Source organism: Pseudoalteromonas sp. PAR1 (assembly GCF_947311895.1).
GTDB classification, from domain to species: Bacteria; Pseudomonadota; Gammaproteobacteria; order Enterobacterales; family Alteromonadaceae; genus Pseudoalteromonas; species Pseudoalteromonas lipolytica_C.
This window is the reverse complement of sequence record NZ_CAMZMY010000006.1, coordinates 38,643-52,997: the sequence shown is the minus strand read 5'-3', so window position 1 is coordinate 52,997 and position 14,355 is coordinate 38,643. Positions and strand designations below refer to the sequence as shown.

Annotated in this window: 14 protein-coding genes; 2 read left to right on the top strand and 12 right to left on the bottom strand. The window is 40.6% G+C overall.

Translation table 11 applies throughout. From position 1 onward, the window contains the following. Window positions 1-182: 182 nt before the first annotated feature. Window positions 183-1,160: a transposase gene (locus QL229_RS06535; protein WP_281546612.1), complete on the bottom strand. Its 978-nt coding sequence runs from the start codon at window positions 1,158-1,160 to the stop codon at window positions 183-185. A gap of 300 nt (window positions 1,161-1,460) precedes the next feature. Here QL229_RS06535 and QL229_RS06530 point away from each other — a divergent pair, with 300 nt between their 5' ends. Next, the gene (locus tag QL229_RS06530) at window positions 1,461-2,804 is read left to right on the top strand and encodes an alpha-L-fucosidase (protein WP_281546611.1); all 1,344 of its coding nucleotides are present in this window, start codon (window positions 1,461-1,463) and stop codon (window positions 2,802-2,804) included. A 117-nt stretch (window positions 2,805-2,921) separates the two neighbouring features. Here the strand turns inward: QL229_RS06530 and nqrM are convergent, their stop codons facing one another. The 11 genes from nqrM to QL229_RS06475 form a co-directional block, all read right to left on the bottom strand. Beyond that, window positions 2,922-3,134: a (Na+)-NQR maturation NqrM gene (gene nqrM, locus QL229_RS06525; protein ID WP_036966498.1), complete on the bottom strand. Its 213-nt coding sequence runs from the start codon at window positions 3,132-3,134 to the stop codon at window positions 2,922-2,924. A 341-nt stretch (window positions 3,135-3,475) separates the two neighbouring features. Then, window positions 3,476-4,507, bottom strand: coding sequence for an FAD:protein FMN transferase (locus QL229_RS06520; RefSeq protein ID WP_281546610.1), 1,032 nt, complete (start codon window positions 4,505-4,507; stop codon window positions 3,476-3,478). 113 nt (window positions 4,508-4,620) lie between these two features. Further along, on the bottom strand, window positions 4,621-5,847 hold the full coding sequence (gene nqrF / locus QL229_RS06515) for an NADH:ubiquinone reductase (Na(+)-transporting) subunit F (RefSeq protein WP_135923740.1): 1,227 nt from the start codon (window positions 5,845-5,847) through the stop codon (window positions 4,621-4,623). A 19-nt stretch (window positions 5,848-5,866) separates the two neighbouring features. Then, window positions 5,867-6,475, bottom strand: a complete 609-nt coding sequence (gene nqrE / locus QL229_RS06510) for an NADH:ubiquinone reductase (Na(+)-transporting) subunit E (protein WP_016708692.1) — start codon at window positions 6,473-6,475, stop codon at window positions 5,867-5,869. Window positions 6,476-6,485: 10 nt separating this feature from the next. Continuing rightward, on the bottom strand, window positions 6,486-7,118 hold the full coding sequence (locus QL229_RS06505; RefSeq protein ID WP_054554281.1) for an NADH:ubiquinone reductase (Na(+)-transporting) subunit D: 633 nt from the start codon (window positions 7,116-7,118) through the stop codon (window positions 6,486-6,488). Continuing rightward, window positions 7,118-7,870 carry a Na(+)-translocating NADH-quinone reductase subunit C gene (locus tag QL229_RS06500; RefSeq protein WP_135923739.1) on the bottom strand — a complete coding sequence of 251 codons (753 nt, stop codon included), beginning with the start codon at window positions 7,868-7,870 and terminating at the stop codon, window positions 7,118-7,120. The genes QL229_RS06505 and QL229_RS06500 overlap by 1 nt, the downstream gene beginning before the upstream one ends. Then, a complete protein-coding gene (locus QL229_RS06495; RefSeq protein ID WP_135923738.1) occupies window positions 7,863-9,065 on the bottom strand; it encodes an NADH:ubiquinone reductase (Na(+)-transporting) subunit B in 1,203 nt (400 codons plus the stop codon). Before QL229_RS06495 ends, QL229_RS06500 begins: the two co-directional genes overlap by 8 nt. A 4-nt stretch (window positions 9,066-9,069) precedes the next feature. After that, window positions 9,070-10,413 (bottom strand): Na(+)-translocating NADH-quinone reductase subunit A, encoded by a 1,344-nt coding sequence (locus QL229_RS06490; RefSeq protein WP_135923737.1) that lies wholly within the window; start codon window positions 10,411-10,413, stop codon window positions 9,070-9,072. Window positions 10,414-10,762: 349 nt separating this feature from the next. After that, complete coding sequence (gene fabV / locus QL229_RS06485; RefSeq protein WP_281546609.1) at window positions 10,763-11,956, bottom strand: enoyl-ACP reductase FabV; 1,194 nt, start codon at window positions 11,954-11,956, stop codon at window positions 10,763-10,765. Between the two features lie 237 nt (window positions 11,957-12,193). Next, window positions 12,194-12,505, bottom strand: coding sequence for a BolA/IbaG family iron-sulfur metabolism protein (locus QL229_RS06480; RefSeq protein ID WP_135923735.1), 312 nt, complete (start codon window positions 12,503-12,505; stop codon window positions 12,194-12,196). Window positions 12,506-12,578: 73 nt separating this feature from the next. Next, window positions 12,579-13,166, bottom strand: a complete 588-nt coding sequence (locus QL229_RS06475) for an alpha-ketoglutarate-dependent dioxygenase AlkB (RefSeq protein ID WP_281546608.1) — start codon at window positions 13,164-13,166, stop codon at window positions 12,579-12,581. A gap of 42 nt (window positions 13,167-13,208) precedes the next feature. Between QL229_RS06475 and QL229_RS06470 the strand changes: the two genes are divergently transcribed. Next, entirely contained in the window at window positions 13,209-14,342 is a 1,134-nt protein-coding gene (locus QL229_RS06470) for a methyltransferase (RefSeq protein ID WP_199526190.1), read from the top strand. The last annotated feature ends 13 nt before the right edge of the window (window positions 14,343-14,355 follow it).

Here is a 14,355-nt window from a genome sequence, read left to right as displayed (position 1 = left end):
TGCCTGCTGAATCTTCAAATACTTTGGGCTTTTTAACCTAGAGTACTTGTTTCGTAGCTAACCTACCCTATTAGCTTATTTCACTAATAAAAGTCATGATGAAAGACTTAGGTTTATAAAAATGGAAAGCACAAGTTAGCTGCAAGAATTTGCAAAAAGTTACAAATTATTGAAATTAAAAATTAGCTAGCAAGTAATAGCTTACAATTTGCTAGGTTACTTCGTCGCTTACGAGCAGTTTTACTGCAATAATTTTCAACAGCAGCTACTCGACCTGCAGCTCCATGAAATAAGTTTTCAAACTGAGTTGTTAACGTTAACCAGTTTTCCGGTTCGAAATTCAGCCTTTTAAGGATAGAAGGTAAATGATGTTTTATATATCCGGGCTTATCCGTACCAATACAACGCCCAGTTTGCTCCACAAGCAACAGGTATGACTTTAACTCAAAAGGTATTCCCTTTGATTTATACTTGTTCATTCCACCAACAAAACGAGCAAGTAGCTTAGGCTGCTTTGATTCCTTCACGCTTTGGCATCGTTTTTTAATACTAGTATAATCAGATTGCTCTGGGGTGCTCGCAGCTTTTGCACGAACGGGGTTTAAATCAACATAGGCCATACATGCTAAAAGCGCTGATTCATCAAGTAATGCTTGGCTCTTAAAACGCCCTTCCCAAAAGTGCCCTGTACACTCATCTTCTTTATTTGCACGTCTGGCAATATACTCATTAAGCATTCGTATAAACCAACTAATGCTCGAAAGGCGCGCTCTGTATTCTGCAACCTCTCTACTTAAGAAGACTTGTTGGCCGTCACTTAACGGCTCACCATGAAGAAATTTTTGACCTAAAGGCGTCATTTTACTGAGCTTATACCAGCGTAAAAGAATAGCCTTATCAGATAACCTATTTGCTTTTTTATCATCAACATAAAGCACTACATGAGTATGATTACTCATTACGGCATAAGCACACACATCAATACAAAATACCTTTGCGAGAACAAGCAGGCGCTCTTCGACCCATCCTCGGCGGTGTTCATATGATTTACCTGTGAGGGCATCTTCTCCGCATAGAAAGGCGCGTCTAACACAACGGGATACACAGTGATAATACTTAGTATTCGACAAACAGATTTGCCGCTTCCTTGCTAAAGCCATCGTCCACTCCTTGAACTGATAATTTGAAATGCATTAGCTGTAACTAAAGTGTAGACAAAATCTTTTTTGCCGCAAGAATAAGTTAATAGATAAAAGTGACTGTCCGTGTAAAAGAGTTTTTTTGCCGCAAGAATAAGTTAATAGATAAAAGTGACTGTCCGTGTAAAAGAGTTTTACTTTTAACGTCGTAATCCTATGCTTTTGCATATATAAAACCTTCGAATATGCATAATTGCTTTACTTTTCGCTAAATGATTTCCTGCTACCTTTAAGTAAAGAACCTAGTTTATGAGGTATACAGTGAATAAATTAAATTGCTTGCTGATATTAGTACTGCTTGTATTTTCAAGTGTAGGGTATGCTGGAACTGGTCTCGCAATTGATCCTAGTAAAGCCCAAGCGTACACCCCCGCCCCTGAAAATTTAAAAGCTCGAGAACGTTTTCAAGATAATAAGTTTGGCATCTTTTTACACTGGGGACTGTACAGTCAGCTTGGTGGTGTAGGAAGCCCCTATGGAGCCGAGTGGATCATGGAAGATTTACGTATTTCAGGCCCTAAGTATCAGCGTTTGGCTGAGTTTTTTAACCCAACTGGTTTCGATGCAGAACAGTGGGTTAAGGCGTTTAAAGATGCTGGAGCAAAGTATATTGTTATTACTTCAAAGCATCATGATGGGTTTGCTATGTACGATAGTAAAGTATCTAATTTTGATATAGTAGATAGTACACCTTATAAAAAAGACCCTATAAAAGAGCTAGCTAATTCAGCTCATAAACATGGTTTACAACTTTTCTTTTACTACTCTCAGCTTGATTGGCATCACCCAGATTACTACCCATGGGGCCGAACAGGCCATTACACTAAGCGAGAAAAAAGTGGTGACTGGGAAAAATACCTGCAATTTCAAGATGCACAACTAAAAGAGCTTTTAACTCAATATGGGCCCATTGGTGGTATTTGGTTTGATGGTTGGTGGGACCAAGAAGACTCTAACAATTGGGATAACTGGCAACTACAACGCACTTATAAAATGATCCATGAATTACAACCAGCAACCTTAATCGTAAATAACCATCACAGATTTACTGTTCCGGGAGAGGATTATCAGGGCTTTGAACAACAGCTGCCTACTAATCAAGAACGATTAGGTGAATTACCTTTAGAAATGGCACAAACAATGAACGGTAGCTGGGGGTTCAGTTTAACTGATGATAATTACAAGACGACTAAAGAGCTCGTACAAACCTTAGTAAGTGCCGCAGGAAGAAACTCTAATTATTTACTAAATACTGGGCCTATGCCTAACGGCAAAATCCAACCAGAAAACCTAAAAACTTTTGCAGAAATCGGCCAGTGGCTCAAGGTGTTCGGTAAAAGTATATACGGTACTCGAGGTGGCCCTATTTCCCCGCAAAACTGGGGAGTTAGTACCCATAATGATGAGAGTATTTTTATTCATATTCTTAACTGGCAAGCTGATACATTAAGCATTGAGCTTGCAACTCCCATCAAGTATGCAACTAATTTAAGAACCTCAAAACCAGTTAACTTTAAACAATTTGAGGGCGCAATTACTTTAGAAGATTTGCAGTTTGATAATGAAGAATACGTTCAAGTCATCGAGTTAAAGTTAAATGATTAACTTCTTAAAAGCTAAGGCTTAAAATCAAATATGACTGTCTAAGTAAAATATATTTAACAGTGACTGTCCTTGTAAAATTTAAGCATTAAAAAAGCGCCTCAAGGCGCTTTTTTGTGGTTAAAGAATTTGATTCTCTTTCCAAGCTTGTTCTTTAGCCATGCGCTTTTTACGCTTGTCACATGGGTCGTCGCAGTCGCAAGCTTTGTCGATACCAACAGCGCCTAGGCCACCACAACTACTGGCCATAGATTTCTTTTGCACAATCATGCCGACAGCCATCGCTGCCACAATTAAAATAAGTAGACCAAATGTAAGAAGAAAAAGTGACATTGCTTTGCCCCTATCGTCAGCAATTAAATCAAGCCCAACCTGTTGGGCTGTATGTATTATATACCCAAACCACCTCAAGGTGCGAGTTTCAGTTGGAATTAAAAGCGATTTAGGCAAGGCATTGATTGCAAGCAATAGTGGTTCTATTGTTAAAATCAATAACGCAGTATAAATCGCTTTTAAACCAACCCTTTGGGCGCTTCACAGGCGCTTAGTCTCATCGTTGTTACTTCTTAAAAGGGACTGCCATTGTTGCAAAGTAACGCCTTGATATTAAACACCTGTGAAACGCTGAATTCTGCATCTTGAGATGGCTTGGGTATGCACTGCTTCTTGCCCTGCTACAAATAAGGTTTAAATGCAGGGCTTGAATAAGTTACTAAGCCATTGTCTGACTTACCAATTAAATACACTGGCAAATCATGTTCTTCAGCATATTTTTGCGCGCGATCCATGCCCATTACTGTAAGCGCTGTGGCTAGGCCATCTGCAGTCATTGCTGATGGGTGCAACACTGTAACTGATACTAAGTCATGACGACTAGGCATACCTGTTACAGGATCAATTAGATGGCTATATGTGACACCATCCATTTCGTAAAAAATTCGGTAATCACCTGATGTCGCAATTCCATTGGTACCTGGCTCAATCACTTTATGTACTTTACGCACGCCTGGCTCAGCATCAGGCTGTTCAATTGCAATTTTCCACGTGATGTTGTCAGGCTTAATACCCGATACACGAAGCTCACCACCAATCTCAACCATATAATTTGTCAGACCATGGCTTTCTATCACTTCAGCGACTTTATCAATACCATAGCCTTTGGCTGTAGCGGAAAACGATAGCTCTAAACCATCTATTGTTTTCATCAAACCTGCATCAGTAAGTTCGAGCTTATCAACACCAATCTTGGCAACCATTGCAGCCAATGCTTCATCACTTGGGCGTTTAGTTGGCTTTTTATCTGGGCCAAAACCCCACAAGTCAATAAGTGGCCCCATAGTGACATCTAACGTTTTTGTTGATTCGCCAAGGCGGATTGATTCAGCTACCACGTTTCTAAAATCAGCGCTAATTGGCATCACCTGCCCTGCTGGTAACTGGTTAAACTGGTTAATTTCTGAATCTGGAATGTAAGTCGACATAGATTGATTTACATCTTTAAGCACTTGCTTAATTTCAGGGTGTAAATCAATGCCTGCAATTTTTGAAGACTCAGCGTACACCTTTATGTGATAGGTGGTACCCATTGTCTTACCTTCAAAATAAAGCTCTTCGACCTTATCTGCTTGGCTGCAACCAGCCATGAGTAAAGTAATAGTTAGTAGAAAAAAGGCCATCAAACCTTGGCGATAAAACACTCTATTCATAGCATTCACCTTTTGGATACCACGCAATGTAGGTATAGAAATAAAAAAGCCTCGTAACACTGTGTGCTACGAGGCCTGTATTCTAACCAAAACTTATTGTTTTGTGTATGGTGTTAGCCACCGAAGTCATCTAATAAGATGTTTTCGTCTTCTACACCAAGATCTTTTAGCATGTTGATAACAGCCGCGTTCATCATTGGAGGACCACACATGTAGAACTCACAATCTTCAGGCGCTTCATGATCTTTCAAGTAGTTTTCATAAAGTACGTTATGGATGAAGCCTGTGTAACCTTCCCAGTTATCTTCTGGTTGTGGATCAGACAGTGCTGTGTGCCATACGAAGTTATCGTTTTCTGCAGCTAAGCCATCAAAATCTTCTACGTAGAACATTTCACGCTTAGAACGTGCACCATACCAGAAACTCATCTTACGCTTAGATTTTAAACGCTTAAGTTGGTCAAAGATATGTGAACGCATTGGTGCCATACCTGCACCACCACCTACGAATACCATTTCTGCATCAGTGTCTTTCGCGAAGAACTCACCGAATGGACCAGAAATAGTCACTTTATCACCTGCTTTAAGTGACCAAATGTACGAAGACATTTTACCACATGGAAGGCTTAGGTCTCTTGGCGGCGGCGTAGCGATACGCACGTTAAGCATGATGATGCCTTCTTCTTCTGGGTAGTTAGCCATTGAGTATGCACGAATTGTTTCTTCGTCTACTTTAGACTCCAGATCGAAGAAACCGAAGTGGTTCCAGTCGCCACGATACTCTTCAGGAATATCGAAGTCAGCATATTTAACGTGGTGCGCTGGTGCTTCAATTTGAATATAACCACCTGCACGGAATGGTACAGACTCACCATCAGGAATTTGTAGTTTAAGTTCCTTGATGAATGTCGCTTTGTTATCGTTAGAGATAACCGTACAATCCCACTTTTTAACACCGAAAATTGACTCTTCAAGTTCAATTTCCATGTCGTTTTTAACATTTACCTGACACGCTAAACGGCAGCCTTCACGAGCTTCACCTTTAGAGATGTGATCAAGTTCTGTTGGTAAGATATCACCGCCACCTTCTTTGATGTGTACACGACACTGACCACAAGAGCCACCGCCACCACACGCAGATGAAACGAAGATACCTGAATCAGCTAGCGCGCCTAATAGCTTGCTACCTGCTGATGTTGTAATAGCTTTTTCTGGGTCGCCATTAATACCGATGGTGATATCGCCGCTTGCTACTAATTTAGATTTAGCACCAATGATAACTAAAACTAAAATAACAACGATAGCGATGAAAACACCAACGCCTAAGAAAATCTCATTCATGATTTATCCTCGCTACCTATTAAAGTGAAATACCAGAGAATGACATAAAGCCAAGACCCATAAGACCAACAGTGATGAAAGTAATACCTAAACCACGTAAGCCATCAGGAACGTCTGAGTACTTCATTTTTTCACGGATACCAGCAAGTAAAGTAATTGCTAGTGCCCAGCCCACACCTGAACCGATACCATAAACAACAGACTCGCCGAAGTTATAGTTACGCTCAACCATGAAAGATACCGCACCGAAGATTGCACAGTTAACTGTGATCAGTGGTAAGAAGATACCTAACGCGTTGTAAAGTGCAGGGAAGAACTTATCTAATGCCATTTCAAGAATTTGTACAAGTGCTGCAATAACACCGATGAAAGTCAAGAAACGTAAGAAGCTAAGGTCTGCTTCTGGGTAGCCAAGCCACTCTAATGCACCTGGTGCAAGAACAGCGTGATAAACCAAGTTATTTACTGGTACTGAGATACCTAGTACCACGATAACTGCCACACCTAGGCCGATTGACGTTGTTACTTTCTTTGATACAGCAAGGAAAGTACACATACCTAGGAAGAAGGCTAAAGCTAAGTTTTCAATGAAAACTGCTTTTACAAATAAACTAATATAATGTTCCACTGCTCGCCCCTTACGCTTTTGCTTCTACTTGGTCTTTCTTGAAGGTACGAAGTACCCAAATAAATAAACCAATAATGAAGAATGCACTCGGTGGTAAAATCAATAGACCCATTGGTTGATACCAGCCACCGTTTTGTACTAGTGGGATAATATCAACACCGAATAGTGAACCTTTACCGAATAACTCACGGATGAAACCAACAGTTAATAGCACTACTGAGTAGCCTAAACCGTTACCGATACCGTCTAGGAAAGACATTAGCGGTGGTGACTTCATTGCGTATGCTTCAGCACGACCCATTACGATACAGTTTGTAATGATTAGACCAACGAATACAGAAAGCTCTTTTGCTGTTGCATAAGAGAAAGCTTGTAGTACTTGGTCAACAACGATTACAAGTGATGCAATGATCGTCATTTGCACGATGATACGTACAGATGATGGGATATGGTTACGAATTGACGAAATAAACAAGCTAGAGAATGCAGTTACTAGCGTCAATGCGATTGACATGATAAGTGCATTTTTTAAGCTTGAAGTAACCGCTAGTGCAGAACAAATACCAAGTACTTGTAGTGCGATCGGGTTATTTGCGAATACCGGACCAAATAGGACCGACTTCATTTCTTTAGTATCAGCCATTATTTCAACGCTCCTTCACGTACTTTCGCAAGGAAAGGACCAAAACCGTTTTCGCCAGTCCAAAAGTCAACTGTGTGATCAACACCGTTTGAAGTTAATGTTGCACCAGAAAGACCATCAATTTGATGTTCGTTCTTTGCACCGCTCTTCATGATATTGATTGGTAACTCTTTACCTTGCCATTTAGCAGTCCATTGTGGATTTTGAATTTCACCACCCAGACCTGGCGTTTCGTTGTGCTTGAAGAAATTGATGTTCTTAACAGTTTCACCATCGCTTTCAAGCGCTAAGAAGCCATACATAACACCCCAAAGGCCGTAACCTTGGATAGGTAGAATGATTGCATCAACTGAATCGTCTGGTTTTTTCGAGATATAAACAGGTGAATTTTTTGTCATACGCTGAATACCAGCGATGTCTTTAATCCCTTCTGCTTTTAACGCAAAGCTACGTGCTTGGTCAAACTTAGTTTTCTCGAAATCGAATGAGTTAGGATCAACACCTTCAACAAATTCACCAGTGTTCATATCTACTACACGTGCTTCGATTCTAGAATTGAACGTATCAGATACAGAACCTGACACTTCAATATCAGCCGCAGCTAAGATATTACGTTGGATATCTTGTGTTTTGTTAGCTTGCTGTAAAGGACGAAGCTGAACTGAAGCAAACGATACGATGATTGCACACACTAAACATAGTGCAACAACAACGGTTAGCGTTTTGCCGATTGATTCGTTATTACTAGACATTACGTGCCAACCTCCGCTTGATATTAGCTTGCACTACAAAGTGATCGAATAATGGTGCAAATAAGTTAGCAAATAAGATTGCTAGCATCATACCTTCTGGGAATGCCGGGTTAACAACACGGATCATTACAACCATAAAGCCGATTAACGCACCGTAAGCGAACTTACCTTTGTCAGTGAATGATGCAGATACTGGGTCTGTTGCCATGAAGAACATACCAAATGCAAAACCACCAAGAACTAAGTGCCAGTGCCAAGGCATAGCAAATACTGCGTTAGTTTCTGAACCAATTGTATTCAGTAAGAATGACGTTGCAACCATACCTAGGAATACACCTAGTACGATACGCCATGAAGCGATACGCACGTAAATTAGGAATAAACCACCGATTAATAGTGCTAGTGTTGACGTTTCACCTACAGAACCTTGAATGAAACCGTAGAACGCATTCCACCATAGTTCCATGTTGCTGTAATCAAGTGAACCAACCACTGCTTGACCAAGCATAGTTGCACCAGAGAATGAATCTACTGCAGTCCATACTGTGTCACCTGAAATTTGCGCTGGGTATGCGAAGAATAAGAACGCACGACCGGCAAGAGCAGGGTTAAGGAAGTTACGACCTGTACCACCAAAGATTTCTTTAGCGATTACAACACCAAACGTAATACCTAGTGCAACTTGCCATAAAGGAATCGTTGCAGGTAGGATTAGTGCGAATAGTACAGATGTTACGAAGAAACCTTCATTTACTTCGTGCTTACGCACTGAAGCAAATAACACTTCCCAGAAACCACCCACAGCAAACGTTACTGCGTATATTGGTAGGAAGAAACAGGCACCGTAAAACATTTTCGCGCCCCAACCAGATTCAGCAGTTAACTCACCACCGAATAATTGGAACAGACCAACTTGCCATGTATTTGCTAGTTCAAAACCTTGTGCTAAAGCACCTGCGGCCTGATGACCGATGTTGAACATACCAAAGAACATTGCAGGGAACGTTGCCATCCACACTAAAATCATCATACGTTTTAGGTCGATGTTATCGCGAACGTGTGTTTTGCCTTTATTTACGTAACCAGGCGTATAAAAAATAGTCGCTGCAGCTTCGTAAAGCGCATACCATTTTTCGTGTTTACCACCCGGTTCAAAATGCGGCTCAATATCTTCTAGAAATTTCTTTAAACCCATCTCTCTAGCCTTCCTTCTCGATCGTAGTCAAGCAATCGCGTAGGATTGAACCATACTCGTATTTACCTGGACAAACGAAGGTACATAATGCTAAATCTTCTTCATCAAGCTCTAGCGCACCTAACGAAATTGCACCATCAAGATCACGTGCGATTAGATCACGTAATAATAGTGTAGGTAGGATGTCTAAAGGCATAACACGCTCATAGCTACCAATTGGAACCATGGCACGCTTCGAACCACCTGTTGAAGTCGTCATGTTAAATAGACGGCTTGGTGTTAGGTGAGATAAGAAGGTACGTGTTACTGAGAACTTATTAGCACCTGGTGCAATCCAACCGAATAGCTCTTTTTCGCGACCTTCAAGTAATACAGATACTTGAACATGGTAACGACCTAAGAACGCATGTGGACCTTGAGAAATAGCACCTGACAACACTGAACCAGAAATCACACGGTTATCACCGTCTTCTAATTCGCCAGCAACTAAATCATCTAAAGATGCGCCAAGCTGAGTTCTAACTAAGCGTGGGTTTTTAACACGAGGACCAGCAAGAGAAACAACACGGTCTGTGAAGATTTCACCTGTCAGGAACAAATTACCAAACGCGATTACGTCTTGGTAACCTAAGTGCCAAACCTGCTTGCTAGCAGAAACTGGGTCTAAGTGATGAATGTGTGTACCAACAAGGCCAGCCGGATGTTTGCCACCAAACTCATGTACTTCTACTTGAGGGATTGATGAACTAGGCACTTGGCTACCAGCTTGTTTACAAACAAATACTTTGCCGTCAGTTAAACGAGATACCACAGCTAAACCAGCTTCAAATGCTTGAGTGTTTTCAGCAATGATCACTGCAGGATCTGCAGCTAGCGGGTTAGTGTCGATAGCCGTTACAAAGATAGAGCTCGGATTTGCATCCAAAGCAGCTACTTTGCTGAATGGGCGAGCACGTAGTGCTGTCCATTGACCTGACTGAACCAGTACTTCTTTCACTTTTTCACGGTCTAAGCTCGAAAGCTCATCGGCCTTGAAAGAGTCAAAGGTGATTTGCTCACTGCCATTAACTTCAATAACAACAGATTGCAGCACACGTTTAGCACCACGATTAATTTCTTTTACTACCCCAGAAGCTGGTGCAGTAAATAAGACGCCTGGGTTCTTTTTGTCTTCAAAAAGTACCTGGCCTTTTTTGACTTGGTCATCCACGCGAACATGCATGGTTGGACGCATACCAATATATTCTTCACCTAGCACAGCTACACGTTTGACGGCAGAACCATCATGAATAACTTGCTGAGGTGCGCCCTCTATCGGTAAATCCAGACCTTTTTTTATGTTGATCATACGCACTTGCATTACATTAACGGAAAGAAACTGAAAAATCGTACCAACCACGTCGCCTTTTGATATGCTCAGGTTAAATTCTAAATATCAAAGAATAGCCTGTTTAACACCCCAAACAAGCAACGCAGTAAACTCCTCACATATATTACCCGAATTTTAACATCAATCAGGGTGACTATGCGAGAGCAAATATGAAATTTATACGACAGATGTGATTATTTAGACTACAAAAACCATTTGAATAAAATTCAATATAGACCAAAGTGCTATTGATGCAGATTTATTTTCATCCACAAACATAAAAAGTCGCTTAAAAAAGCGACTTTTCAAAATAAAGTTTGTTTATCGATTAATCGATAAGCTGCGAAATCGCAACATCAGGATTCACATCTTGCTCGTAATCTACACTGTCGATACCAAAACCGAATAAACGTAAAAATTCGTTGTGGTAACCCACGTAATCCGTTAATTCGTCAATCGTATCTGTATCTACAGTATCCCAAACATGTTGTACACGAGCTTGAACATCATCTTCTAACTCTTTGTAGTTTTGGAATAAGTGACCACCGTCATCAAAACGTGGCGTCTCACTGTAAAGGTTTTCAGTAAATAACGCGTGAATTTGCTCTATTGTGCCTTCGTATGTACCGTCTGCTTTCATTACTTTGAATAAAGCAGAAATATATAAAGGCATAATTGGAATTGCCGAGCTTGCTTGTGTTACAACTGCATTTAATGAAGACACATACGCTTCACCATTTAAGTCTTTCGTAGACTCTTTGATTGCTTGCGTTGCACGGTCAAGATCTTCTTTGGCTTTACCGATTGTCGCATGACCGTAAATTGGCCAGGTTAATTCTTTACCAATATATGTGTAGGCAGTCGTTTTGAAGTTATCAGCAAGAACATCCGCTTCTTTTAATGCGTCAATCCACATTTCCCAATCTTCACCGCCCATAACTTTAATTGTATTGTCGATGTCTTCTTGGCTTGCTGCTTCAACCGTTACTTCATCAATCACACGCTTTGAAGTGTTTAGATTCTTCGTTGTGATATCAGAACCAATTGGCTTAAGCGTTGACGAGTAAGTTTCGCCCGTATTTGGATCGGTACGACGAGGAGACGCAAGGCTGTAGATAACTAAATCAATCTTACCTAGTTCAGCTTTGATTGTATCAATTGCTTTTTGCTTAATTTCGTTAGAAAACGCATCGCCATTGATATTCTTAGACCACAAACCTGCTTCTTCAGCTGCCGCTTGAAATGCTGCAGTATTATACCAACCTGCAGAGCCTGTTTTACGCTCACTACCTTCTTTTTCAAAGAAAATACCTAACGTTTTCGCACCGCCACCAAACGCAGCAGTAATACGCGAGGCTAGGCCGTACCCAGTAGACGCACCAATAACGAGTACATTCTTTGGTGCGTTGCTCAGTGGTCCTTGCGCTTTCACATAGTTAATTTGTTCTTGTACATGCTCAGCACAGCCTACCGGGTGTGCGTTAGTGCAAATAAATCCACGAATTTTAGGCTTAATGACCATTGATCATCCTATATCTATCACAATAAAAATTAGCGCTAGTTTAAAGGCTAATAGTTAAAATACAGGTCTGATCAGTATAAAACTGTTCAGACCCACTGAAATCTTTCTGGGGTAAGCACCCATTTAGAGTGACTGTCCACTTAACTTTGGGTGACTGTCCTACTAATTTAGTCGCTTAACTTTGGGTGACTGTCCTACTAATTTAGTCGCTTAACTTTGGGTGACTGTCCTGCTAATTTAGTCGAACTTTGAGCCGCCTAAGCATTTAGGTGATTCAGGTGCCTGTCCTTGTTGTTCACTAAACTCTTCAGGAGTAAATGTGTGGATCGCTAATGCATGAATGTGGTTTGCTAATTCATCTTTTAATAGCTCATTAATTTGACGATGTCGGGCAAGTAAGCGTTTACCTGCAAACTCTTCACTCACAACCACCACTTTAAAATGCGATTCTGTTCCACGGCTATGCATATGGCTTTCATTGACAACATTCAGGTGTTTACATTCGATACCCGCAGCGAGCTTTTCCTCAATTTGTTGTTGCATTGACATGTGTCATAGACCTTTAATTGCAAAATAATTGGCCGTTACTATATCAAGGGCGTAGCTCATTTTACCAATGATTTTATCGTATTGAGCGAAAGGTAAGATTAATTCGAGGATGTTTTAACCTTTGTTGTTTGGGCAAGCAATGCTGGTAATCACGCTGACTATGGCCATTCATAATTAAGCAGCTACCACTTTGTAAAATAAGATCGTGTTGCACATTAGTGTGTTTATGCTTTATTTTGAATTTCCGCTCAGCCCCCAGAGATATTGATGCAATAGTCGGCTGCTGACCGAGCTCTTTTTCATCATCGCTGTGCCAGCCCATACAATCTTGACCATCACGGTATAAATTTACCAATAATGCATTAAAAGGTATCTGCAATTGCGCTGTTAAACGTTTACGCATGGCATCAAGCACCGCTGGCCAAGGTTCAACAATTAGCTGGGACCCTGAATAGCTATAATTAACATTCGGATCAGCAATAAAGCACTGCAAACGGGGGATCACATGACTTTTTCCATAAACTTTAATAGAAGGCTGCTGCCAATTAAGATGTTGCTGTAGGTAATAAAATAAATCGAGACTTTTTTGCGCACTTAAAGCCTTCGCTTGATAAGAAAACCCCTCAGGTAAATGATTAGGGTTGGCGTTTGGCTGTTGCATGTTAGAATTTACCTATACTTAAATACTTATCGTAAAATCATGATGACCACCCAAGCACAGCTCGGTGATAACACCTATACCCTAGAACGTTTTCCTTTAGATCAAAAAAATCGCAGTCTTCAAGCCTGGGATTCTGGTGATGAATACCTTGTCAATTATGTACAAGAACATCATCCTGACGCAAATTCAGTGCTCATTTTGAATGACAGCTTTGGCGCACTTGCTTGCGCATTCAGTTCATTAACAGTTTATTCAGTTAACGATTCGTATATTGGTCATCAAGCAACACGTTACAATTTAAAAGCCAATGAGTTAACGATTGATTCAGTTAAGCAGCTTCATTCATTACAAGCTTTACCAAGCCAGGTTGATTTAGTGATCTTAAAAGTGCCCCGTAATTTAGGCTATTTACAGCATCAGCTTGCAGCTATTAGCGCAGCTCTTCCTAAAGACATTGCAGTTATTGCCGCAGGTAAGACCAAAGATATCCATAATTCAACAATTAAAGCCTTTAATCAGTATATTGGTGATACCTCAACCAGCTTAGCAGTTAAAAAGTCTCGCTTAGTAATCAGTAAAACCAGTGGCTTTGATAAAAAAGCCCCCTTCCCTGTAAGTTGGCCACTTGAAGGCAGTGAATTTGAAATTCAAAACCATGCGAATGTATTTTCTAGAGATTCGTTAGACATTGGCGCACGTTTTTTCTTTAACTATTTACCACAAACTAGCAAAGCTCGTCGTATTATTGATTTAGGCTGTGGCAACGGCGTAGTTGGCTTGATGACTTTAAAACGCTGCCCTAAAGCCCATGTCACTTTTGTTGACGAATCGTATATGGCCGTTGAATCAGCAAAACTAAATGTTACCCACAATCTACCTGAACAACTTGAGCAATGTGAGTTTATACAAAACGATTGCTTAACCGATTTTGAACCTGACAGTGCTGATCTTGTTTTATGTAACCCACCGTTTCACCAAGCACAAGCTGTGACTGATCACATCGCTTGGCAAATGTTTAAACAAGCCAAACATACTCTTAAACAAGGTGGTGAATTAAGGATTATCGGTAATCGCCACCTCGACTACCATGAAAAACTAAAGCGCATGTTCGGCAATTGCAAACTATTAGGTTCTAACAAAAAGTTTGTCGTACTTAGTGCAACTAAAAATCATTGATGGAGCAATCTAG

Excerpts from the sequence above, each read along its gene's own strand:
- QL229_RS06480 (WP_135923735.1), bottom strand. The coding sequence starts at position 12,505 with ATGTCAATGCAACAACAAATTGAGGAAAAGCTCGCTGCGGGTATCGAA.
- QL229_RS06490 (WP_135923737.1), bottom strand. The coding sequence starts at position 10,413 with ATGATCAACATAAAAAAAGGTCTGGATTTACCGATAGAGGGCGCACCT.
- QL229_RS06495 (WP_135923738.1), bottom strand. The coding sequence starts at position 9,065 with ATGGGTTTAAAGAAATTTCTAGAAGATATTGAGCCGCATTTTGAACCG.
- fabV (WP_281546609.1), bottom strand. The coding sequence starts at position 11,956 with ATGGTCATTAAGCCTAAAATTCGTGGATTTATTTGCACTAACGCACAC.
- nqrM (WP_036966498.1), bottom strand. The coding sequence starts at position 3,134 with ATGTCACTTTTTCTTCTTACATTTGGTCTACTTATTTTAATTGTGGCA.
- QL229_RS06505 (WP_054554281.1), bottom strand. The coding sequence starts at position 7,118 with ATGGCTGATACTAAAGAAATGAAGTCGGTCCTATTTGGTCCGGTATTC.
- QL229_RS06475 (WP_281546608.1), bottom strand. The coding sequence starts at position 13,166 with ATGCAACAGCCAAACGCCAACCCTAATCATTTACCTGAGGGGTTTTCT.
- QL229_RS06500 (WP_135923739.1), bottom strand. The coding sequence starts at position 7,870 with ATGTCTAGTAATAACGAATCAATCGGCAAAACGCTAACCGTTGTTGTT.
- nqrF (WP_135923740.1), bottom strand. The coding sequence starts at position 5,847 with ATGAATGAGATTTTCTTAGGCGTTGGTGTTTTCATCGCTATCGTTGTT.
- QL229_RS06535 (WP_281546612.1), bottom strand. The coding sequence starts at position 1,160 with ATGGCTTTAGCAAGGAAGCGGCAAATCTGTTTGTCGAATACTAAGTAT.
- QL229_RS06470 (WP_199526190.1), top strand. The coding sequence starts at position 13,209 with ATGACCACCCAAGCACAGCTCGGTGATAACACCTATACCCTAGAACGT.
- QL229_RS06520 (WP_281546610.1), bottom strand. The coding sequence starts at position 4,507 with ATGAATAGAGTGTTTTATCGCCAAGGTTTGATGGCCTTTTTTCTACTA.